Source organism: Chelatococcus sp. KU-N122, assembly GCF_055391085.1.
On the sequence record NZ_AP043981.1, the window covers coordinates 2110592 to 2131255 of the forward strand.

General features: G+C 67.0%; 19 protein-coding genes and 1 pseudogene. 11 read left to right on the forward strand and 9 right to left on the reverse strand.

Annotation, left to right across the window (positions count from 1 at the left end; translation table 11 throughout):
• Positions 1–388: 388 nt before the first annotated feature.
• From ACZ5PO_RS09395 to ACZ5PO_RS09430, 8 genes and pseudogenes are all read left to right on the forward strand, one after another.
• A pseudogene (locus ACZ5PO_RS09395) lies at positions 389–1263 on the forward strand (enoyl-CoA hydratase-related protein).
• A 60-nt stretch (positions 1264–1323) separates the two neighbouring features.
• Positions 1324–2307: a phosphotransferase family protein gene (locus tag ACZ5PO_RS09400; RefSeq protein WP_464196776.1), complete on the forward strand. Its 984-nt coding sequence runs from the start codon at positions 1324–1326 to the stop codon at positions 2305–2307.
• Positions 2308–2321: 14 nt separating this feature from the next.
• The gene (locus ACZ5PO_RS09405) at positions 2322–2705 is read left to right on the forward strand and encodes a DUF6285 domain-containing protein (protein WP_464192615.1); all 384 of its coding nucleotides are present in this window, start codon (positions 2322–2324) and stop codon (positions 2703–2705) included.
• Between the two features lie 66 nt (positions 2706–2771).
• The gene (locus ACZ5PO_RS09410; protein WP_464192617.1) at positions 2772–4082 is read left to right on the forward strand and encodes an acyl-CoA dehydrogenase family protein; all 1311 of its coding nucleotides are present in this window, start codon (positions 2772–2774) and stop codon (positions 4080–4082) included.
• 104 nt (positions 4083–4186) lie between these two features.
• Complete coding sequence (locus ACZ5PO_RS09415) at positions 4187–5398, forward strand: ABC transporter substrate-binding protein (protein WP_464192620.1); 1212 nt, start codon at positions 4187–4189, stop codon at positions 5396–5398.
• A 169-nt stretch (positions 5399–5567) separates the two neighbouring features.
• Positions 5568–6392: an SDR family NAD(P)-dependent oxidoreductase gene (locus ACZ5PO_RS09420; protein WP_464192622.1), complete on the forward strand. Its 825-nt coding sequence runs from the start codon at positions 5568–5570 to the stop codon at positions 6390–6392.
• A 336-nt stretch (positions 6393–6728) separates the two neighbouring features.
• Entirely contained in the window at positions 6729–7313 is a 585-nt protein-coding gene (locus ACZ5PO_RS09425; protein ID WP_464192624.1) for a TetR/AcrR family transcriptional regulator, read from the forward strand.
• Positions 7314–7716: 403 nt separating this feature from the next.
• Positions 7717–8610, forward strand: a complete 894-nt coding sequence (locus ACZ5PO_RS09430) for an alpha/beta fold hydrolase (RefSeq protein WP_464192627.1) — start codon at positions 7717–7719, stop codon at positions 8608–8610.
• A 325-nt stretch (positions 8611–8935) separates the two neighbouring features.
• Here ACZ5PO_RS09430 and ACZ5PO_RS09435 read toward each other — a convergent pair whose 3' ends face one another.
• The gene (locus tag ACZ5PO_RS09435) at positions 8936–9682 is read right to left on the reverse strand and encodes an SDR family NAD(P)-dependent oxidoreductase (protein ID WP_464192629.1); all 747 of its coding nucleotides are present in this window, start codon (positions 9680–9682) and stop codon (positions 8936–8938) included.
• 2 nt (positions 9683–9684) lie between these two features.
• Positions 9685–10104 carry a DoxX family protein gene (locus tag ACZ5PO_RS09440; RefSeq protein ID WP_464192632.1) on the reverse strand — a complete coding sequence of 140 codons (420 nt, stop codon included), beginning with the start codon at positions 10102–10104 and terminating at the stop codon, positions 9685–9687.
• Positions 10105–10276: 172 nt separating this feature from the next.
• Between ACZ5PO_RS09440 and ACZ5PO_RS09445 the strand changes: the two genes are divergently transcribed.
• Positions 10277–10639 carry a winged helix-turn-helix transcriptional regulator gene (locus ACZ5PO_RS09445; RefSeq protein ID WP_464192634.1) on the forward strand — a complete coding sequence of 121 codons (363 nt, stop codon included), beginning with the start codon at positions 10277–10279 and terminating at the stop codon, positions 10637–10639.
• 34 nt (positions 10640–10673) lie between these two features.
• On the opposite strand, the gene ACZ5PO_RS09450 is transcribed toward ACZ5PO_RS09445, so the two are convergent.
• The 6 genes from ACZ5PO_RS09450 to ACZ5PO_RS09475 all read right to left on the reverse strand — a co-directional run bounded on the left by ACZ5PO_RS09450 (position 10674) and on the right by ACZ5PO_RS09475 (position 17072).
• A complete protein-coding gene (locus ACZ5PO_RS09450; protein ID WP_464192637.1) occupies positions 10674–10895 on the reverse strand; it encodes an AMP-binding enzyme in 222 nt (73 codons plus the stop codon).
• A complete protein-coding gene (locus ACZ5PO_RS09455) occupies positions 10871–12238 on the reverse strand; it encodes an AMP-binding protein (RefSeq protein WP_464192639.1) in 1368 nt (455 codons plus the stop codon). The genes ACZ5PO_RS09450 and ACZ5PO_RS09455 overlap by 25 nt, the downstream gene beginning before the upstream one ends.
• A gap of 84 nt (positions 12239–12322) precedes the next feature.
• Positions 12323–13552, reverse strand: coding sequence for an ABC transporter substrate-binding protein (locus ACZ5PO_RS09460; protein ID WP_464192641.1), 1230 nt, complete (start codon positions 13550–13552; stop codon positions 12323–12325).
• 110 nt (positions 13553–13662) lie between these two features.
• A complete protein-coding gene (locus tag ACZ5PO_RS09465) occupies positions 13663–14784 on the reverse strand; it encodes an LLM class flavin-dependent oxidoreductase (RefSeq protein ID WP_464192644.1) in 1122 nt (373 codons plus the stop codon).
• A 382-nt stretch (positions 14785–15166) separates the two neighbouring features.
• Positions 15167–15940, reverse strand: coding sequence for an SDR family NAD(P)-dependent oxidoreductase (locus ACZ5PO_RS09470; RefSeq protein ID WP_464192646.1), 774 nt, complete (start codon positions 15938–15940; stop codon positions 15167–15169).
• A 115-nt stretch (positions 15941–16055) separates the two neighbouring features.
• Entirely contained in the window at positions 16056–17072 is a 1017-nt protein-coding gene (locus ACZ5PO_RS09475; RefSeq protein WP_464192649.1) for an NADP-dependent oxidoreductase, read from the reverse strand.
• A 339-nt stretch (positions 17073–17411) separates the two neighbouring features.
• On the opposite strand from ACZ5PO_RS09475, the gene ACZ5PO_RS09480 reads away from it, so the two are divergent.
• Positions 17412–18155 carry an IclR family transcriptional regulator gene (locus ACZ5PO_RS09480; RefSeq protein WP_464192651.1) on the forward strand — a complete coding sequence of 248 codons (744 nt, stop codon included), beginning with the start codon at positions 17412–17414 and terminating at the stop codon, positions 18153–18155.
• Positions 18156–18191: 36 nt separating this feature from the next.
• Positions 18192–19748, forward strand: coding sequence for an acyl-CoA carboxylase subunit beta (locus ACZ5PO_RS09485; RefSeq protein WP_464192653.1), 1557 nt, complete (start codon positions 18192–18194; stop codon positions 19746–19748).
• A 95-nt stretch (positions 19749–19843) separates the two neighbouring features.
• Here the strand turns inward: ACZ5PO_RS09485 and ACZ5PO_RS09490 are convergent, their stop codons facing one another.
• Positions 19844–20596, reverse strand: coding sequence for a hypothetical protein (locus tag ACZ5PO_RS09490; protein ID WP_464192655.1), 753 nt, complete (start codon positions 20594–20596; stop codon positions 19844–19846).
• Between the last annotated feature and the right edge of the window lie 68 nt (positions 20597–20664).

Genomic DNA, 20664 nt, shown 5'->3' on the forward strand with positions numbered 1-20664 from the left:
CGCTGTCACTTTCTTGACAGCTGTAAGAGATCTCCCCGCGGTCTCGTTACGGGAGTCCGCTTCGCTGACATCTACCTCAATAGCCTAGCTTGCGATGGGTGCAAAAATCAAGTGGGGACGTCCCCGTCTTGGCTGCGCGCTCGCATCCTTTTGAGCAGGTTCGAGCGGGCTCTGTATCGGCGGGGTCCTATCCCGGCGCGGGGCGCGCGTCCTTCGTGGGTGTCGTTCATGCGCGGCCCAAGCACGGCTGCGGCGCTTGACGCCCGGTGGCTTATCTATAACTTGTTCTAAAAATACGCCGGCGTGGCCGTCTGCCGCGCCGGTGCTGCTTGGGAGGACGGCGGCCGGCAGCGGGTCGGCCGTCGCAGCGGGAGGCGGGCCGACGCTCATGGAGTATCAGCAGATCACGTGCGAGATCGACGGCGGGTTCATGGTCGTCACCCTCAACCGCCCCGACAAGCTGAACGCCTATACCGGGGTGATGGGCTCGGAGATCGAGCATGCCTTCCGGTCGGCGGATGCCGACGACGAGGTCCGCGCCGTCATCGTCACCGGTGCAGGGCGCGCCTTCTGTGCCGGCGCCGACGTGTCGGGCGGCGCCGGCAGCTTCAATACCGCGGGCGAGCACGGCGCCGGCGTCTTCGGCAACCGGCTGCCAAAGAGCAGCCCGCGCGCGGGCAGCGGCTTCGTCGATGCCATCTTCTCCTGCCGCAAGCCCTCCATCGCCGCCATCAACGGCCCGGCGGTAGGCGTCGGCATCACGCTCACGCTGCCGATGGACGTGCGTATCGTCGCCGAAGGCGCCAAGATCGGCTTCATCTTCGCCCGCCGTGGCCTGGTGCCGGAGGCGGGCAGCGCCTGGTTCCTGCCCAAGATCGTCGGCCTGCCGCAGGCGCTGCGCTGGTCCCTCTCCGGCCGCATCTTCGGCGCCGAGGAGGCGGTGGCGGGGGCCTGGCCAGCGAGGCGGTCGCCCCCGGCGACCTGCTGGGCCGGGCCAAGGCGATCGCGCACGAGCTCACGGCGGAGACGTCGGCGGTGTCGGTCGCGCTGACGCGGCAGCTGCTGTGGCGCTTCGCCGGCGCGCCGGATCCGTACGGGCTGCTCACCATCGACGGGCCGATGTCGATCGAGCGCGGCCGCCATGCCGACGTGCGTGAGGGCGTGCAATCGTTCCTGGACAAGCGCCCGCCGTCGTTCCCGGGCAAGGTGTCCGAGGACATGCCCAGCCAGTACCCTTGGTGGTCGGACGGCGAGGAGGGCTGAGCCATGGCCCAGGCGATGCCAGCAGCCGCCGATCCGTCGACGCCGGCCGACGACCGCGCCCTGCTGCAGGACGGGCTTGGCCGGCTCGCGCCGCGCCTGGTCCCGGGCGGCGAGCGCATCTCCGGCCTGGTCCGCCTCTCCGGCGGCGCCAGCCAGGAGACCTGGGCGTTCACCGCGGACGGCGATGCCGGGCCCGTGCCGCTCATTCTGCGCCGCGCCCCCGGCGGCTTCCGCCAGGCCGACACGGCGGCGGGGCTCGAGACCGAAGCTGCCGTGATCAAGGCTGCCGGCGCGTGCGGCGTGCCGGTGCCGCCTGTCCTTCACGTGCTGGAGCCGCACGATGGCATCGGCCGCGGCTTCGTCACGGCGCGCGTCGAGGGCGAGACCATCGCCCGCAAGATCCTGCGTGACGCAGCCTTCGCTCCGGCGCGCCGGATCCTGGCCCGCCAGTGCGGCGAGGTGCTCGCGGCCGTCGCCCGCGTGCCGAAGGCCGAGCTGCCGCCGCTGCGGACGAGCCAGGCGCGCGCGCAGCTCGCCGACGTCGAGCGGCGCTATCGCCAGATGAACGTCGCCAAGCCGGTGTTCGAGCTGGCGCTCGCCTGGCTCGCCGACCGCTGCCCCGACCGCGAGGTCGAGCCGGTGCTGGTGCACGGCGACTTCCGCAACGGCAATTTGATCATCGGCCCCGACGGCATTCGCGCCGTGCTCGACTGGGAGGTCACCCATCTGGGCGATCCGATGGAGGATCTCGGCTGGCTGTGCGTGAACTCGTGGCGCTTCGGCGCGCTCGACCGTCCCGCCGGCGGCTTCGGCACGCGCGAGGAGCTGTTCGCCGGCTATGAGGCGGCCGGCGGCGAGCTGGTCGACGTCGAGCGCGTGCGCTTCTGGGAGGCCATGGGCTCGCTGCGCTGGGGCATCTCCTGCACGGGGATGACCGCCACGTTCCGCAGCGGCGTCGACACCACGGTCGAGCGCGCCATGATCGCCCGGCGCGCCTCGGAAACCGAAATCGATCTCATGAGCCTGATCGCTCCCCGTTGGTAGGATGAGATAGCCCGATGCAGGACGAACCCACGCCACCGGAAATCCTGGGCTCCGTCGCCGCCTTCCTGCGCGACGAGGTCATGGCCGCAGTCCCCGCCCACCTGGCCTTTCACGTCCGCGTCGCCGCCAACGCGGTCGATCTGGTGCGGCGCGAGCTGGAGCTGGCGCCCGCCGCCGAGGAGGCCGAGCGCACGCGTCTCGAAGGCCTGCTGGGGCGTGGTGGCGCACTCGACGAGCTCAACCAGGAGCTCGCGGAAGCGATCGCCGCCCGCAAGCTCGATGCGGCGACGCCCGGCCTCGTCGACCACCTGTGGGCGACGACGCTGGAGAAGCTCGCCGTCGACCAGCCGGGCTATTCGGCCTATCGCCGCGCCCGAGACCTGAGCCGGCCAAGCTAGCGCGCCCTCGGCGCGTGCACGCAAGATGAGCCGGGACGCCGCCCGGCACCTGAACGGGAGGACACCATGGACTTCAATCTGCCGCAGGGTCTCGTCGACTATCTCGCCGAGCTCGACCGCTTCATCGAGACGGAGATCAAGCCGCTCGAGCAGCAGGACGACAACATCCGCTTCTTCGACCACCGCCGCGAGCACGCGCGCACCGATTGGGACAACGGCGGCCTGCCGCGGCACGAGTGGGAGGAGCTGCTGGCCGAGGCCAAGCGTCGGGCCGACAAGGCCGGTCACCTGCGCTTCTGCCTGCCCAAGGAGTTCGGCGGCCAGGACGGCTCGAACCTGTGGATGGCCGTCATCCGCGAGCACTTCGCCACGAAGGGGCTCGGCCTGCACAACGACCTGCAGAACGAGCACTCCATCGTCGGCAATTTTCCGTTCATCGTCATGCTGCGCGATTTCGGCACGCAGGCGCAGAAGGACGAGTTCATCCCGGGCACCCTCGACCGCACCCGGCGCATCACCTTCGGCCTGACCGAGCCCCACCACGGCTCGGACGCCACGCACATGGAGACGCGGGCGGTGCGGCAGAGCCGCGACGGCAAGCCGGGCTGGCTGATCAACGGCGAGAAGATGTGGACCACCGGCATGCATGTGGCCACCCACTGCGCGCTGTTCGCCCGCACCAGCGGCAAGGACGGCGACGGCCGCGGCATCTCCTGCTTCCTGGTGCCGACCTCGACGCCGGGCGTGAAGGTCGAGGAGTACCTGTGGACCTTCAACATGCCGACCGACCATCCCCGGGTCAGCTTCAAGGATGTCTGGGTGCCCGATGACGCGCAGTTCGGCCCGCCCGAGCTCGGCCTGGCGCTGGCCCAGTCCTTCGTGCACGAGAACCGCATCCGCCAGGCGGCGGGCTCGCTCGGCGCCGCCGTCTACTGCATCAACGAGAGCGTCAAGTATGCGCGCCAGCGCAAGCCGTTCGGCGAGGCGCTGGCCGTCAACCAGGCGATCCAGTGGCCGTTGGTCGAGCTCGCCACCCAGGCCGAGATGCTGCGGCTGCTGATCCGCAAGACGGCCTGGGAGATGGACCAGATGCCTCATCCCGAAGTGGAGAAGGTGCTCTCCGACAAGGTGTCCATGTGCAACTACTGGGGCAACCGGCTGTGCTGTGAGGCGGCCGACCGGGCCATGCAGGTGCACGGCGGCATCGGCTATTCGCGCCACAAGCCGTTCGAGCACATCTACCGCCATCACCGCCGCTACCGCATCACCGAGGGCTCGGAGGAGATCCAGATGCGCAAGGTGGCGGGCTTCCTGTTCGGCTTCATGGGCCCCCGGCGCAAGGAATTCGCCGAGCTGGAGCGGGCCGCAGCCGAATAGCGAGCCGCGAGGGGCGTTGACGTCGGCGCCCGGATGCCGATCAATGGCGAATGAAAAAGGCGGCGCACCAATGCGCCGCCAAGCGACAAATGGGGAGGACAACCATGGAAACGCGTGATCGCGTCGGCTCACGATGGCTGGGCTTGACGCTTGCCGCGGCGCTGGCGGCAGCGCCGGCGGCGGCGCTGGCCGAGGGCAAATACGGGCCCGGCACCTCCGACAAGGAGATCAAGATCGGCCAGACCATCGCCTATAGCGGCCCGGCGTCGGCCTACGGCCAGCTCGGCAAGGTCCAGGGCGCCTACTTCGACTGGCTGAACAAGACCAAGGGCGGCATCAACGGCCGCAAGATCACCTTCATCAGCAAGGACGACGGCTACCAGCCGCCCAAGGCGGTCGAGAATGCCCGCAGCCTGGTCGAGAACGACGAGGTGGCGCTGATCTTCTGCGTGCTGGGCACGCCCATCAACATGAGCATCCGCAGCTACCTCAACGCCAAGAAGGTGCCGCAGCTGTTCATCGCCGCCGGCTCGTCGGCCTTCAACGATCCCAAGAAGTTCCCATGGACCATGGGCTGGCAGCCCAACCTGCACGGTGAAGCCAAGTTCTACGCCAAGCACGTGCTGGCCACGAACCCGAACGCCAAGATCGCCGTGCTCTACCAGAACGACGACTTCGGCAAGGACCTGCTCAGCGGCCTGCGCGACGGCCTCGGCGACAAGGCCGACAAGATGATCGTCTCCGCGCAGAGCTTCCAGGCGGCGGATCCGACCGTCGACAGCCCGCTGGTGATCCTGCACAACTCGGGCGCCGACACGCTGTTCCTGTTCACCTATTCCAAGCAGGGCGCCCAGGCGATTTCCAAGATCGCCGACCTGAACTGGAAGCCGGCGACCTACCTGCACCTGGGCGCCGCCTCGGTGGGCGCCACGCTGAAGCCGGCCGGCCTCGACAAGTCCACCGGCATCATGACCGCCGGCTTCATGAAGGACGTCACCGATCCCAAGTGGGCCGACGACAAGGACGTGAAGGAGTTTTTGGCCTGGGCCAAGGAGAACATCCCGAGCGCCGACGTCAACGACAGCCTGAACCCGGCCGGCTACGCCTACGCCCAGACCATCGAGCAGGTGCTGCGCCAGGCCGGCGACGACCTCACCCGCGAGAACATCATGAAGCAGGCGGCGAATCTGAAGGATTTTCGCGTCGGCCTGCTGCTGCCGGACAGCCGCATCAACACCTCGCCGGAGAACTATGCGGTCGTCACCTACATGAAGCTGCAGCGCTTCAACGGCAAGAGCTGGGACTTCGTGGACTGATCCCTCCGAGTCATGGCCGGGCTTGACCCGGCCATACATCCACTAAAGAACTGAACTCTTATTCCTCGGAGCTGTCGCGGTTACTTGGACGAATTTCGTCTTTGTTTCGATGGATGGCCGGGTCAAGCCCGGCCATGACGCGTGGGCCCGAAAGCGGGAGACAAGTACCATGGCACGGCTTACGGGGCGCGTGGCGCTCGTCACCGGCGGCGGCAGGGGCATCGGCGCGAGCCTGGTGCGGCAGCTGGCGGCGGACGGGGCCGCCGTCGTCGTCAACGACCTGGACGAGGCGCCGGCGGCAGAGAGCGTCGCCGCGATAAAGGCCGGCGGCGGCCGCGCCGTCGCCTGCGCTGGCAGCGTCACCGCCACGGACTTTCCAGCCCGGTTCTTCGAGACGGCGCTCCGTGAGTTCGGCGGCGCCGACATCGTCGTCAACAACGCCGGCTATATCTGGAACGCCGGCGTTGCCAACACCACGGACGAACAGTGGGATGCGATGCAGGATGTCCATCTCAAGGCGGTGTTCCGCATCGCGCGAGCGTTCGAGCCGGTGCTGCGCGAGCAGGTCGCCAGGGACGATGCCGCTGGCGTCCGGCGCCATCGCAAGTTCGTCAGCGTCTCGTCCGTCTCGGGCACCCACGGCGCCTATAAGCAGATCAGCTATTCGGCCGCCAAGGCGGCGGTGGTCGGCCTCACCAAGAGCCTGGCGCGGGAGTGGGGACGCTATCACGTCAACGTCAACAGCGTCGCCTTCGGCCTGATCGGCACGCGGCTGACCCAGGAGATCAAGGGCGAGACGGCGATCACCGTCGAGGGCCGGCAGCATCGGGTGGGGCTGACCCGGGCCATTCTGGACGACCTCGCCACCCACACGCCGCTCGGCCGGTCCGGCACGCCCGACGAGGCCGCCGGCGCCCTGCTGCTGTTCTGCCTGCCCGAGTCCGACTACATCACCGGCCAGGTCATCGACGCCGACGGCGGCGCGGCGCTGTAGGGCGCATCTCCTGCGATCGGGCGATCTCGCCGGAGGTCCAGGCGCTCGGGGCTTGCCGACCCGGCCGCCCGGGCACGGCCGGTCTCCATCGTCTGCCGCGCAACTATCCTTGCATCCGTTGCGATGGCCGCCGCCACGAGCGCATGACGCTGATACGTCGCGTCGTGGCTCGATCGAGCAGCAGGAATCGTCGCCAGAGCCATGCCGATCGTCTCACGCCGCCTGGTTTGACTTACCTGCGCGAACCCAGAATGGTCCGTGCCGGAAACGGGCGCGGCATTTCGACGGCGATCGGGGCGTGGAGACTTTCGGCGGATGGCGAGGCGAGAGACGAGGTTGCGGGACGAGGTCATCGCCTTCAAGCGGGATCGCATCGTCAAGGCTGCAGCAAAGCTGTTTTATCAAAATGGCTACGACAGTACGACAGTCGACGCCATCGCCGCCGATCTGAAGACGACGAAGCAGTTCATCTATACGTATTTTGACAGCAAGTCGGACATCCTGTTCACCGTCTGCCAGATCGGAAGCGCGCTGACGCTGGAGATGGCCGAGCGTGTATCTGCGTCCGACGCCGGGCCGGAGCAGCAGCTCGACGAGCTTATCCGCGGTCTTGTTCGCGTCATTGTGCAGGAGAAGGTGTCTGTCGCCGTCTTCATCCGCGAGGAAAAGAATTTGGAGCCTGCGCATCTCGCCGAGATCAACCGGCGTCGCCGCGCCTTCGACCAGGTTCTGGCCGGCGTCATTGAAAACGGGCAGAGCCAGGGGCTGTTTCAGGTCGACGACATCCAGACGACGACCAGGCTGGTCTCGGGGATGATCAACTTCACCTATTCCTGGTTCAAGGCGGATCGAAAGCTGTCGGCGCAAGCCCTCGCCGACACCACGGCCCGGCTGGTGCATCGGATGGTGCGCGCGCCGTAGAAGCTCTGCATAGTGATTTTGACGCCTTGGCTCCGTCGCAGCAACAAGGCGTACGGCGATGCAACTGCGTACCTCGCCCCGCTTGCGGGGAGAGGTCGGAGCGCGCGAGCGTAGCTTGCGTACTCCGGGTGAGGGGGCTTTCAGAAGAGGGCTCCAGCCGGTCATGCCACACGGCGACGCCCCCTCACCCCTCCCCGCAAGCGGGGCGAGGGTGCGCGGTGGCTCCCCCAACGCCTGAACCGTCAAATCTCGTGTGCAGAGCCACCAGAAGCGCTCCACTCGGCTGGCATGCGATTTTGCACGTGTGGCATGCCATTGACATCGCCGAGCGTCAGCCACGAAACTCTCCGCATCAAGGGTCGGGACGGCCGCCACGGCCGCAAGCAGGCCCGAGGGAGGGACGATGCCGTATGCCCAGTCAGGAGACGTTCGGCTCTATTACGAAGAAGCCGGGACCGGCCATCCGATCATCTTCGTGCATGAGTTCGGCTCTGATCTGCGCGAGTGGGAGACACAGCTCCGCTTCTTCTCACGTGACTATCGCTGCATAGCCTTCAACGCCCGCGGATACCCACCGTCCGATGTGCCGAGCGCTGCGGACTCCTATAGCTATATTCATTCGGCCGACGACATCGCGGCCGTGGCGCGTCATCTCGGCATCGAGAAAGCTCACATCGTCGGGTTGAGCATGGGGGCGTATGCCGCTTTGCAGTTCGGCCTGCGGTACCCGGGCATGGCGAGCGCCATCGTCGTCGCGGGCTGTGGCTCGGGCGCCGCGCGCGAGCACCGTGCGTCCTTCAAGGCCCATGCCGAAGCCATGGCTCGCCAGTTCCTGGAGGCGGGATCGGCCGCCGTCGCGCCTGCGGTCGGGCTCGGCGCCACGCGCGTCCAGCTGCAGAACAAGGATCCCCGAGGCTGGCAGGAATTCGTCCGGCATCTCGGCGAGCATTCGGCCGAAGGCTCGGCGCTCACGCTCAGCAATTACCAGGCGATCCGCCCGTCGCTCTACGATTTCGAGGATGAGCTCAGACAGCTCACGACGCCGATCCTGCTCGCTGTCGGCGACGAGGACGAGCCCTGCCTGGACGTCAACCTGTTCCTCAAGCGCACCATCCCGTCCGCCGGCCTCTGGATGCTTCCGCGATCCGGCCATGCCATCAATCTGGAAGAGCCCGGCGCCTTCAACGAAGAGGTGCAGCGCTTCTTTTCCACCGTGGAGCGAGGCCGCTGGGGACTGCGCGATCCGCGCAGCCTGGCGGAGGGGCTCGGCAATCCCGGCAAGACCGCGACGCCGTGACGGCATGGCGCGCCACATGCGCTCCTTCGGCCACCGATTTGGGCGTTGTTGCCCGGCCGATGCCGCGCCCGGCGCGGGTGACGAGACAGGCTGTGCAGAAACGGTGCGTATGCATCCGGCTCATGCCAGCCCGCCCGTTCCTTTTCGCCTTCCTCAGATGTGCCCGGCGGTAACGACGAGACGCGCAGCCGCCGCAAGCAATGCCAGGCGCGTAGCATGCCGATCGCGTGCAGCAATCGTCCCAATGCAAGCATGCCGCCGACGGCGTCGAACCAGGATCCGGACGGCTGCGGTGAGGCGTCGAGGTCCGGCGCCTCGTTGGGGCTCAGCGCGCGGCGTCGATGATCTGGCCACCATCCGGCGTAAGACTGTAGCCAGTCAGGAACTGCGCATCCCGGCTGGCAAGGAACAGGACGACCGGGGCAATGTCGTCGTCCGGTGATCCGAAGCGGGCGAGTGCGTTCGATGGCGGCGGCGCGTTGGCCGCGGCCGCGCCCCAGGTGTCGGCGACCGGCAGAACGTTGTTGACGGTGATCTTGTTAGCGCCCCATTCGCGCGCAGCGGTCCGGGTCAGGGCACGCACAGCCTCCTTCGCCAGGTTGTAGGGACCGTAGGGCAGCAGACCCGTGATCCCGGCCAGCGAGGCGAAATTGATGACGCGACCCTCTCCGCTGGCCTTGAGGTACGGATAGGCGGCCTGCATCGTGCGCAAGTAGGCGATCGGGCCCATGTCAAAGTTGCGCTGTAGCTGCTCGATTGTGAGGTCGATGATCGAGGCCGTGACCACGGACGGGTCAAAGGCGACGTTGACGAGAATGTCGAGACCGCCATACGCCGCGACGACCTTTTCCACCGCGGCCTGGATCTGACTGGCGTCGCTTACGTCAGCCACGACCGGGAGCGCAGTTCCGCCAGCGGCCTGAATGTCGGCAACGACCTGATCGACGTTTGCCTGAGTGAGCGAAAGAACCGCAACCTTCGCGCCCTCTGCCGCGAGCAACTTGGCGATGGCGCGGCCGATGCCGCGACCGGCACCGACGACGAGCGCTGTCTTTCCGTTGAGTCGGCCCATGACTATCTCCGTTCGTTGAGGATTGACTGGTGCCTGGCCGCCCCGAAATCGTAGGGCGACGGGGGGACACGGGCGACGTTCTGCGTAAGGAAGGAAGCTGCCAGGAGCAGCAGGCCGACGGCCGCCGGCAACGCGCCCTTGGGCTTGCGCACGCCGAGATGCGCCATTCCGGACAGCAGCAGGTGATAGAAGATGCCGGCGTAGGCGAGATCGCTCAGCGAGACGCTGACCCGCGACATGATTGCGGCCACGCCAAGAACCTTCACGACGATCGTGAACGGCACAAGGTGGGGAGCCGGATAGTTCAGATCGGCGAGGGCCTGACGAATAAAGTCTCCTTTGGCCGCATATATGTATGCGGAGCTCAGATAGAGCAGAGATAATAGCGCTGTGCTACCCGAATAGATGTATGTCGCAGTCATGTGGCCTTTCTCGTCGCCTCTCGGCGCAGGGCATTCCTTTTGTCAGTTTCGGAATCGGACGGCGGCGCCGCTTCTTGCGCGCCCCTGCCGCTGTTCATATTGAAAATGTCGCCTAATATTGATATCTGCAAGTAGGATGAATTACTTGATGCTAGTATGGAAATCCTGACCAATGGCCGGTGAAGAGCTCAACATGCACGAGGAGATGCGGCGGGCGTTCGCGCTGCTCTCAGGCAAGTGGAAGCTGGAGATCATGTGGCTGCTGAACCAGCGGGTTTATCGCTTCGGTGAGCTCCGCAAAGCGATCCCCGGTATCACCCAGCATATGCTGACCGCGCAGCTTCGCGAGCTTGAAGCGGACGGGCTCATTTCGCGCACGGTGTTTGCGGAAGTGCCCCCTCGCGTCGACTACGCGATCACGCAGAAGGCGCGAGGACTAGGTCCCACGATGGAGGCGCTGACGGCATGGTGGAACGAGCATGGAAAGACCGTGCCGGCAAAGCCGAGCACCGGACGGGGACGTAAGGCCAAATAGGCCGGATCTCGAGCCGATCGGCATCGAGCCCGGCTCAGCCTTGTCCTACGATCCGGCCGTCCGCCGACAGCAGCAGCGGCGAGCGGGGCAGAGCGTGCTTCTGGATCTTGCCCGAGGGGGTGTGCGGCAGGTCTTCGACGAAGACGATCTCCGTGGGCACCTTGTAGCGGGCAAGCTCGCGTCGGCAGTGGTCGATCACGGCAGCGGGACCGATCGGGGCCGCGCCGCCCTTCAGGACGATGAAGGCGCGGCCCATCTCCCCCAGCGGTCGTTCGGAACGCCGACGACGGCGACCTCGAGGACCGCGTCGAGCTCGACGATGACCCGCTCGACCTCGGCGGGATAGACGTTCTCGCCGCCGGAGATGTACATGTCCTTCCAGCGGTCGACGATATAGTAGTAGCCGTCTTCGTCGACGCGGAAGGCATCGCCGGTGCGGAACCAGCCGTCGCGCCATTGGCTCGCATTCGCCGTTGGATTGTTAAGGTAGCCGGGCGCGATCTGAGGCCCGCGCACCAGCAACTCGCCCACCTCGCCAGGCGCCACGTCATTGAGCTCCGCGTCGACGATGCGGAGGTCGACGTTCATCACGGGCAACCCGACCGAACCGCGCTTCCTCTCGATGTCGGCCTTGGGCAGCAGGAGGATCAGCGAGCAGGCTTCCGTCATGCCCCATCCCTGCTGCAGCCGCATCCCCTTCGACGAGAACAGCTCGACCATGGGAATGGGGACAGCCTGGCCGCCCGAGATGACACTGACCAGGTGGTCGAAGCGGGCGTCCTGAAACGCCGGCAGCTCAGACATGAACAAAAAGTGCGTCGGCACGCCCATGAAATGGGACAGGCCGGTCCGGGGATCGGCGATCAGCCGCAGGCATAGGGCGGGATCGAACGTCCGCATGACGAAATTGGTGCCGCCGAGGCAGAGCACCGGGTTGACGTAGGTATTGAGCCCGCTGATGTGGAACATCGGCAGCACGGTCAGGCTGACGCTTTCGGTCGACAGCCCCACCTTCGCCACCAGGTGTGCCACCAGGCAATCGACCATGCCGTAGGTGATCAGGGCGCCCTTGGGGTGCCCCGTCGTGCCCGACGTGTACATGACGGTCCAGACGGTCTCCTCCGAGAGCTCGGGGATCGGCCGGGGAGGGGCGGTGCGGTGGCGGGCGATGCCGCGCTCGTAGTCGCTTTCCGCCCCGTCCCGGATCGTCAGCACGTGAGGCACGCCGGCCGTGCGCGCGGCTTCGCGGCCGGCGGCTTCGAACTCGGGCCCGACGAAGAGCACCGACACGCCGGCATCGCGCATGATGTAGTCGAGCTCCGGCGCCGTCAGCCGCCAGTTCAGTGGCAGGAACCGCGCCGGCAGCCGCCGGCAGGCGAACTGCACCTCCAGCACGTCGGTCGAGTTGTGGCAGAGCACGGCGACGGTGTCGTCTGGACCGATCGCGAAGCTCGAGCCCAGAAACCGGGCCAGCGCGTCGATACGCCGGTCCAGCCCGGCATAGGTGAGCGAACGACTGGAGTGCAGATCGATCAGGGCGAGCTTGTCCGGAACGATCCGACGATGGTGGCGAATCCAGTCGTAGGTGCGGCGCCCCATGATCGTCTCCCTCGTAATGCGCCGGTGTTCCGGTCGCGTCCACGCCGTCGACAGCCGTTCCGATCGCGCCTCGGCGCTACCCGTCTATCGCGAGACCGAGGCCGCCGGCGCATCTGCTAGCGGGCAACCGCCCTGCGCGAGCGTGAGATTGGCGATGGTCCCAGGCACTGTCTCGACGAGCTTGAAGTAATCCCAGGGGGCTTTCGATTCCTCGGGCGACTTCACGCGGACGAGATACTGGTCGAAGACGAACTTGCCGTCCGCCCTGATCTGCCCTTTCGCGAACATGTCGTCGATAGGGGTCTGCTTCATCTTGTTGACGACAGCCAGCGAGTCGTCCGTTCCGGCGGCCTCGATCGCCTTCAGATAGTTGATCGTGTAGGAATAGGCGCCGGCGTGCGAGAAGTTCGGCATGCTGTTCATCCGCGCGAAATAGCGCTTGCTCCACGCCTCGCTCGCCGCCGTCCGGGCCCTGTAGAACGGCGTCGGCAGCACGAGCCCCTTGGCGACGTTCAGCCCGGCGGCGTGCACGTCGGTGTCGAGGAAGATCATGGCCATGACGTTCTGCTTGAGGCCGTATTCGTTCGCCGTCTTCAACGCATTCGACGCATCGCCGGCGCCGTTGGCGAGCACGATGACGTCGGCCTTCGACGATTGCGCCTGCACGACCATCGACGAGAAGTCCAGCATGCCGACCGGATGCTTGACGGTTCCGACGATCTTGCCGCCGGCTTCCGTGATCAGCTTGGTCAGTGCCGACTCGATCGCGGTGCCGAAGGCGGAATCGAGCGTGATGAAGAAGAACGTCTTGCCCAGCGTGTCGACGGCCGCCTTGGCCGAGGTCTTGGCCAGAGAATAGGTGTCGAAGACATAGAGAACGGTCGTCGGCGAGCACGATTTGCTGATCAGCTCGGTGGTGCCCGAGCCGCTGATCAGCAGCGCCACGCCCTTTTCGCGCGTGAGGTGCTGAACCGCCAGAGCCACGTTGGAGCCGGGCACGTCGGCGATCGCGTCGACCTTGTCGACGTCGATCCAGCGGCGGGCAATGGCCACGCCGATGTCGGGCTTGCCCTGGTGGTCCCCGACGATCACCTCGATCGGCTTGCCGAGCACCTTGCCGCCGAAGTCCTCGACGGCCATCCTGACGGCGGTGACCGTGCCGGGCCCCGTGGCTGCGGCATAGGTGCCCCCCATGTCCGTGAGAACGCCGATCCGGACCACGTCGCCCGACACCTGAGCGTGCGCCGCGCCGGTGCCCGCCGCGCAGCTCAGCACAGCGCACGCCATGAACCCGCATACCTGACGCGTAAGCATCGTTTCCTCCCCTTTTGTGTTTTGTCTGCCTTGTTGGCAGTGACTTGGCACCGTCGGCCTGTTGCCGGCCGGTGCGAATGCCCTCCCTTCATGAGGGGTGACGGATGCGCCTACGCGACGGCGAGGCGGCCCGGCAGGTGTTGCGCCGGTGCGGCATCGATGCCGCGCGGATCTCCGATCTTTTTCAGCGCGGGCATGACCTCCGCCGCGAACAGCTTCATGTTGCGCTCGGCCTCGGCAAAAGGCATGTCGGCATAGCCGAAGATGCCGAGAAATCCGGAGTTGTTCACCCTGTCGTGGAGGTGAGCGATCTTGTCGAGGCACTGTTTCGGCGTGCCCCAGATGTGCAGATCGACGAAGAAATCGACCATCTTCTGCTCGCCGCGCTTCTTCAGGGTATCGTGGAACTTGCCGTAGTATTCGTAACCCTTTGTGGTCTTCATGTGCTCGCCGAAATCGTAGTGGGCGAGCACGGATTCGTAGTAGTCGCCGATGTATTTTTGCGCGAGCTCGCGCGCCCGCACCGGATCCTCGTCGCAGAAGACCCAGCCGGCCGAGATCGGCGCCGGTGCCCGGTAGCCGTTCACGTCCTCGAAGATGGCGCTGTAGCTTGCCACGTCGGTGACCGTGTCGTCCCAGGACTTCTGCGGAATGATGAGGATGCCCAGGCCGAGCTCCGCCATGATGCGCATGGATTCGGGCGACACCGCCGAGGCGTAGGTGCGGCCCTTGAACGAGCGCAGCGGCAGCGGCCGGATCGGCGAGGGGATCTGCTTGATGTACGTGCCGTCGTGTTCGAGGACGCCGGTCTCGAGCCCCCGGATGACGCACGTCGCGATCTCGATGAAGCGCTCGCGCGACTCGTTCATGTCGATCTGAAAGCGGTCGAACTCGACCTTGCCGATGCCGCGGCCGATGCCGAGGATGGCGCGGCCGCCGGAGACGTGGTCCAGCACCGACAATTCTTCGGCGACCCGGACCGGATGATGCCAGGGCAGCACCATCACCATGGTTCCCAGCCGCACCGTGCGGGTGCGGCCGGCCATGTAGGTCAGGAACTGCGCCGGGTTCGGGCACATCGTGTAGTCGGTGAAATGGTGCTCGGCCGTCCAGATCGATTCGAAGCCGAGCGGCTCGGCCAGGTCGGCCAGCTCGAGGTTGCCCGCGTAGACTTCACGATCCGTCAGGTGCTGACCGGGGTTCTGAAAAATGACCGACGTGCCGACGTGCATCCTGGGCCCTCCGTGTATTACTTTTGGACACGAAATCATACTGGTTAGTCTACGTCAACACGATGCCGGACCCGCGGCGGCGGCAGTCGCACGCAGCATCGATAGGCCTGCCCCGTCGCGGCCCCGGGCGGCTCGAACTGATGGATCGGCGGAATTACAACCCGGCTAGATCAGTATGATAGTCATACCGGCGGTCTGCGTCCGAACGCCGTGAATGCGGTCGCGGCTGAATCGGCCGCGACGATCCCGGGGCCAGGCTCCAGGCCAACACGGCCCAGGTGATGCAGCGAGGGCGGTTTCGGCTCGCCGCCGCTTGTCGTCGATGGCGCGGATATGGACTTCGCCAGCGACCGGTTTTGGGAGAAACCCGATGCTAAGACATCTACCGCGTCTGGCCGCCGTCGACGGGGATCACCGCGCCGGTGACGAAGCTGGCGAGCGGGCTCACCAGATAGGCTGCCATGCTGGCGATCTCGTCGGGCCGGCCGAAGCGCTTCAGCGGCACCTCGCGCTCCACCCAGCGCTTCCAGGCCTCGCCGCGGCTACCCTGGCTGCGCTCCTCCCAGGTGCCGCCGGGAAAGATGATGTTGCCCGGCGCCAGCGCGTTGACGCGCACGTTGGCGGCGCCGGCGACATGGGCCAGTTCCTTGGCCAGATGGTTCATGGCGGCCTTGGCGGTGCCGTAGGTGAGCGGCGTGCCGAGCGCGCCGAGCCCGGCGATCGAGCTGATCATCAGGATCGCGCCTTCCCCGCGCGGCACCATCGCCCGGAGCGAGGCGCGGGCCAGGCGGAAGGCGGAATCGAGATTCTGCATCATCCCCGCGTCCCAGGTCTCGTCGTCCACCTCGAAGCCCGGCGGGCACGGGTGCAGGCCGACGTTGGCGACGCTGGCCCAGAGCGGCCCGAACTCGGCTTCGATCCGCGTCACCGCTTCGTCGATCGCCGCGGTCTGGCGCATGTCGCCGACGTAGGTCCAGACCTTGTCGGCGCCGAAGCGGCCGGCCAGCTCGTCGCGCGCCGCGGCGAGGCTGTCGGCGCCACGGGCGGCCATGGCCACCTTGGCGCCTTCGGCCAGGCAGGCTTCGACGATGCCCCGCCCGATGCCGCGGCTCGCCCCCGCCACGAAGACGACGCGGTCCTTCAGCTGGAGATCCATGGTGTGTCCTCGGCTATTGGTGCTGCACGGAGATGTTGAAGCTTTGGCGCCGGCAGAGCCGCCGCGCACCCTCTCCCCACTTGTGGGGAGAGGTATGGAGCCCGGCCGTCCATCATCACGGCTCCGGCGAGACGCGCACCAGCAGCTTGCCGTCGTTGCCGCCGGAGAACAGCAGCGTCACGGCGCTCGCGGCATTCTCCAGGCCGTCGACGATGTGGGTCTTCCACTTGAGCTCGCCCCGCTGCACCCAGGGGACGAGCTCGGCCATGGCCTCCCCGATGCGGGGAAAATAGTCGATGACGATGAAGCCCTTGATCAGCAGGCGGTGCATCAGCACGCGGCCGAAGTCGGCCGGGCCGGGAACCGGCCGCTCGTCGTTGTAGGTGGAGATCATGCCGCACAGCGACACCCGGCCGAAGGTGTTCATGCGGGCGATCACCGCGTCCATGATGGCGCCGCCGACGTTCTCGAAGTCGATATCGATGCCCTTGGGGCACAGGCGGTCGAGGGCCGCCGCCACGTCCTCGCTCTTGTAGTCGATGACGCCGTCGAGGCCGAGCTCGTCGCGCAGCCAGTCGCACTTGGCCTGGCCGCCGGCGATGCCGACGACGCGGCAGCCCTTCAGCTTGGCGATCTGGGCTGCGATGGAGCCGACCGCGCCCGCCGCCGCCGACACCACCACCGTCTCGCCCGGCTTGGGCTGACCGATGTCCATCAGGCCGAAATAGGCGGTGACGCCGGTCGAGCCCAGCACGCTCATGTGCGCCGCGAGCGGCACGCCCGGCAGGTGCGGCACCGGCCGCATCAGATGGTCCTTGGCGATGGTGAACTCCTCCCAGCCGCCGACCGCCGGCTTCACCAGATCGCCGGGCTTGAACTTCGGCGAGCCCGACCGCTCCACCACGCCCAGGACGCCGCCGCGCATCACCTGGCCCAGCTCGACCGGCGGCAGATACTGGTCGCGGTCGCTCATCCAGATGCGGTGGGTGGGATCGAGCGAGAGATAGATGTTGCGGCTCAGCACCTCGCCGTCGGTGATGGCGCGCAGCGGCGTCTCGACGAGCTCGAGGTCGCCGCCGGCGATGGTCCCGGTCGGACGGCGGCGAAGAATCCATTGCTTGTTGGCGGTCATCGTCAAGGCTCCCGAACGGCCATGGGCAGCCGGCCGTCGGCGACCGGCGCGGGTGATGGTTTCCGTCGTAACCGCCGCTCGCGATGTTTCAAGTCCCGCCGCGCGGTGTTCCACTGCGCGAGCGCTCGCCGGCTGCGTGCTTGCGACCCAAAAGCCGGTCCGGTACTGTGGAAAGCAAGCGGGACTAAATTCCGCATTTTGGGAATAAAGCCATAGGCTTCCAGGGGTGGGAGGGAGACAGTGGGACGCCCGTCGCATAAGATTGGCCGGCTCGATCCGGCGCGTGGCTCGTCCGCGGTTGAGGGGCCGCGGTCCGACGACCGCGACTTCGTTCAGGTGGTGGCGCGCGCCCTGGATGTGATGCGTTGCTTCGACGGGGCGCATGCCCTGCTCGGCAACCAGGATATCGCCAACCTCACCGGGCTGCCCAAATCCACCGTCTCTCGCCTCACCTATACGTTGACACGCGTAGGATATCTCGCGTATGACGTGCGCCGTCAGGCCTATCAGCCGGGCGACGCGGCGCTCGCCGTCAGCAGCACGCTGCTGCGCGGGCTGGAGGCGCGGGCGCTGATTCGGGAATGGCTCGACGAATGCGCGGCCGCGGTGTGCGGGACCTGGGGCATGACCCTGCGCGACCGGCTCGACATGGTCTACCTGGAAACGGGCCGGGCGAACGATGTGATCGCCCTGCAATCCTCCATCGGCTCGCGCGTGCCGCTGGCCACCACCGCCGCCGGACGCTGCTATCTGCTGAGCGTGCCGGACGGCGAGCGTCAGCGCCTGCTGCAGGAGGTCGCGGCCACGACGCCCGGCGAGGCGCCGCCACTGCGCCTGTGGCTCGAAGCCAACGAGGCGGCGTACGAGCGGGACGGCTACGTCGTGTCGAGCGGGGACTGGAATCCGCACATCAGCGGCATGGCGCTGTCGGTCTTTTCGCCGATGCACAGCCGCACCTTCGTCTTTTCCGTCGGCGTGCTCACGGCCGACTATGGTGATCAGCGCCTGCGCGGCGAGGTGGCGCCGCGGCTGTTGGCGCTGGGCGAACGCGTCCGTCTGCTCGCCGACTCGCTCGCCGCCTGACCGCCCTGTGTCCAGCCCCGTGGAGGATCGCATCCGATGAACTGGCAGCCGGAGATCGATGAGCTGCGGCGGCGCGAGAGCCTCGCCCGGGAGATGGGCGGGGCGGACAAGGTCCGCCGCCAGCACGACGGCGGCCGGCTCACCATTCGCGAGCGGATCGACCGGCTGGCGGATCCGGGCAGCTTCCACGAGACCGGCGCCATCGCCGGCAAGGCGGACTACGACGCCAACAACGACCTGGAGGCGTTCACGCCGTCCAACTGCGTGTTCGGGCGGGCCAAGGTCGACGGCCGCCCGGTGGTGGTGGTCGGCGACGATTTCACCGTCCGCGGCGGCTCGGCCGACGCCTCGATCCACGCCAAGCCGCTGATGGCCGAGCAGATGGCGGGCGAGTTCCGGCTGCCGATCATCCGCATCATCGAGGGATCGGGCGGCGGCGGCTCGGTCAGGACCATCGAGACCACCGGGCGCGCCAACCTGCCCGGCGGCGTCGGCGGCGGCGAAGGCTTTCAGGTCATGACCGGCAACATGGCCGTGGTGCCGGTGGTCGGCCTGGGCCTGGGCTCCGTGGCCGGGCTCGGCGCGGCGCGCCTGGCCGCCAGCCACTATTCGGTGATGACCAAGACGTCGGCGATGTTCGTCGCCGGCCCGCCCCTGGTCGCCCGGCTCGGCCAGGAGCTGAGCAAGCAGGAGCTCGGCGGCTGGGAGATCCAGACCCGCGCCGGTGCCATCGATCATGCGGTCGACACTGAGGAGGAGGCTTTCGAGGCGGCGCGCACCTTCCTCTCCTACCTGCCGAGCTCGGTCTACGGCCTGCCGCCCCGCGTCGAGGCGAGTGACGATCCGGAGCGGCGCGAGGAAAGCCTCGCCACCGTGATCCCGCGCGACCGCCGCAAGGTCTACAAGATGCGCCCGATCATTGAGGCGGTGGTCGACCAGGGCAGCTTCTTCGAGATGGGCAAGATGTTCGGCCGGTCGCTGATCACCGGTTTCGCCCGGCTGGAGGGCCGGCCGGTGGCGGTGATGGCGAGCGATCCGTACTTCTTCGGCGGCGCCTGGACGGCGGATGCCTGCGAGAAGGCGATCCGCTTCATGGACACCGCCCAGACCTTCCACCTGCCGATGGTCTATCTGCTGGACTGCCCCGGCTTTCTCATCGGCCTGGAGTCGGAGAAGGCCGGGACGATCCGGGCCGGCGTGCGGGCGCTTGCCGCCATGAACCAGACCACCATCCCCTGGTGCACGATCATCGTGCGCAACGCCTTCGGCGTCGCCGGCGCCGTGCACAAGCCGGCCGGCCGCTTCGGCATGCGCTACGCCTGGGTCTCCGGCTATTGGGGCTCGCTGCCGCTCGAGGGCGGCATCGAGGCCGCCTATCGCGCCGATCTCGACGCCGCCGAGGACCCCAAGGCCAAGCTCGCCGAGATCGAGGGCCGGCTGAACAAGCTGCGCTCACCCTTCCGCAGCGCCGAGACCTTTTGGGTGGAGGAGATCATCGATCCGCGCGAGACGCGGCCGCTGCTGTGCGAGTTCGCCCGCCTGGCCGAGCCCGTGCTCACCCCGGGCAAGAGCACCTTCGAGATCAGGCCTTAGTTAACCGTCTCTCGTCATTGTGGCTGCGGCCGCTCATCCGCAACGCAGCCGAATGCAGTAGGCCGTGCCTTTGCCGTACCAAAGATGACCACGGTCTATTTGGCGGCGTTGACGATCTGGGTCAGGACTTGCGGCAGTTCGGCTCGCTGTTGAGCTGCCATCGGCTTCCATACACTCGCGGCCACGATGCGTGGGTTGTACGTGCCATCGCTGTCGACAGCGATGGTCCGGCCGATGCTGCCTGGTGGCGTCGGCACCTCCTGACCCCCGCCACGTTTCAGGTTGTAGGCTAGCTCGTCCAGCCCTTCCCGGCAGACGAACGCATCGTCGCCTTCGCGCGCGCGCCTTGCCGCGGTGATGCGATCGAGCTTTACCGCCATATCGACCAGCCGGGCGCGCTTCTCCGGCGGGAGAGTGCCGACGAACGTCCAAATGGGACGAAGCAGCACCAGTATCTGCTCACGGCGCTTCCTCGGGGCCGATACGTCCGCACAGCGGCTGCCATCGATCCTTATGGCAGCATACGCATAGAGCGCAGCAAAGCCTGCCGTCTCGCGCAATTCATCGGCCGGGCCCGGCGGAAGATGGTTGGACGCTCCCCATAGAGATGTCGCATACCACATGCTGACCAAGCTCGTGGCTCCCCCAAGCATCTGGGCCCGTTGCCAATCCAGATTGGCTTTGATGTCGGCGGGGGTGACCGCGCTCAACATGAGCTGCTGAAGCTGCTTGTAGTCCTTCTTCTTGAGCGCTGCCGTGAGCTGAGCCTGACGGGCACCCGGTGTCCCACCCGGTGCGGCCTGCGCGGTGGACATAGCGGCGGCGAGCGCCAGCGTGACGAGCTTCAATCGACAAGACGGCATCAAGATCGGGGCCCTGGAAGCATTGGTTGGAACGCCAGCGTCGCACTTGGAGC

Excerpts from the sequence above, each read along its gene's own strand:
- ACZ5PO_RS09410 (WP_464192617.1), top strand. The coding sequence starts at position 2,772 with ATGGACTTCAATCTGCCGCAGGGTCTCGTCGACTATCTCGCCGAGCTC.
- ACZ5PO_RS09485 (WP_464192653.1), top strand. The coding sequence starts at position 18,192 with ATGAACTGGCAGCCGGAGATCGATGAGCTGCGGCGGCGCGAGAGCCTC.
- ACZ5PO_RS09420 (WP_464192622.1), top strand. The coding sequence starts at position 5,568 with ATGGCACGGCTTACGGGGCGCGTGGCGCTCGTCACCGGCGGCGGCAGG.
- ACZ5PO_RS09455 (WP_464192639.1), bottom strand. The coding sequence starts at position 12,238 with ATGGGGCGCCGCACCTACGACTGGATTCGCCACCATCGTCGGATCGTT.
- ACZ5PO_RS09450 (WP_464192637.1), bottom strand. The coding sequence starts at position 10,895 with ATGGGCCGCGCCTTCATCGTCCTGAAGGGCGGCGCGGCCCCGATCGGT.
- ACZ5PO_RS09475 (WP_464192649.1), bottom strand. The coding sequence starts at position 17,072 with ATGACCGCCAACAAGCAATGGATTCTTCGCCGCCGTCCGACCGGGACC.
- ACZ5PO_RS09430 (WP_464192627.1), top strand. The coding sequence starts at position 7,717 with ATGCCGTATGCCCAGTCAGGAGACGTTCGGCTCTATTACGAAGAAGCC.
- ACZ5PO_RS09460 (WP_464192641.1), bottom strand. The coding sequence starts at position 13,552 with ATGCTTACGCGTCAGGTATGCGGGTTCATGGCGTGCGCTGTGCTGAGC.
- ACZ5PO_RS09435 (WP_464192629.1), bottom strand. The coding sequence starts at position 9,682 with ATGGGCCGACTCAACGGAAAGACAGCGCTCGTCGTCGGTGCCGGTCGC.
- ACZ5PO_RS09440 (WP_464192632.1), bottom strand. The coding sequence starts at position 10,104 with ATGACTGCGACATACATCTATTCGGGTAGCACAGCGCTATTATCTCTG.
- ACZ5PO_RS09470 (WP_464192646.1), bottom strand. The coding sequence starts at position 15,940 with ATGGATCTCCAGCTGAAGGACCGCGTCGTCTTCGTGGCGGGGGCGAGC.
- ACZ5PO_RS09445 (WP_464192634.1), top strand. The coding sequence starts at position 10,277 with ATGGCCGGTGAAGAGCTCAACATGCACGAGGAGATGCGGCGGGCGTTC.
- ACZ5PO_RS09415 (WP_464192620.1), top strand. The coding sequence starts at position 4,187 with ATGGAAACGCGTGATCGCGTCGGCTCACGATGGCTGGGCTTGACGCTT.
- ACZ5PO_RS09465 (WP_464192644.1), bottom strand. The coding sequence starts at position 14,784 with ATGCACGTCGGCACGTCGGTCATTTTTCAGAACCCCGGTCAGCACCTG.
- ACZ5PO_RS09405 (WP_464192615.1), top strand. The coding sequence starts at position 2,322 with ATGCAGGACGAACCCACGCCACCGGAAATCCTGGGCTCCGTCGCCGCC.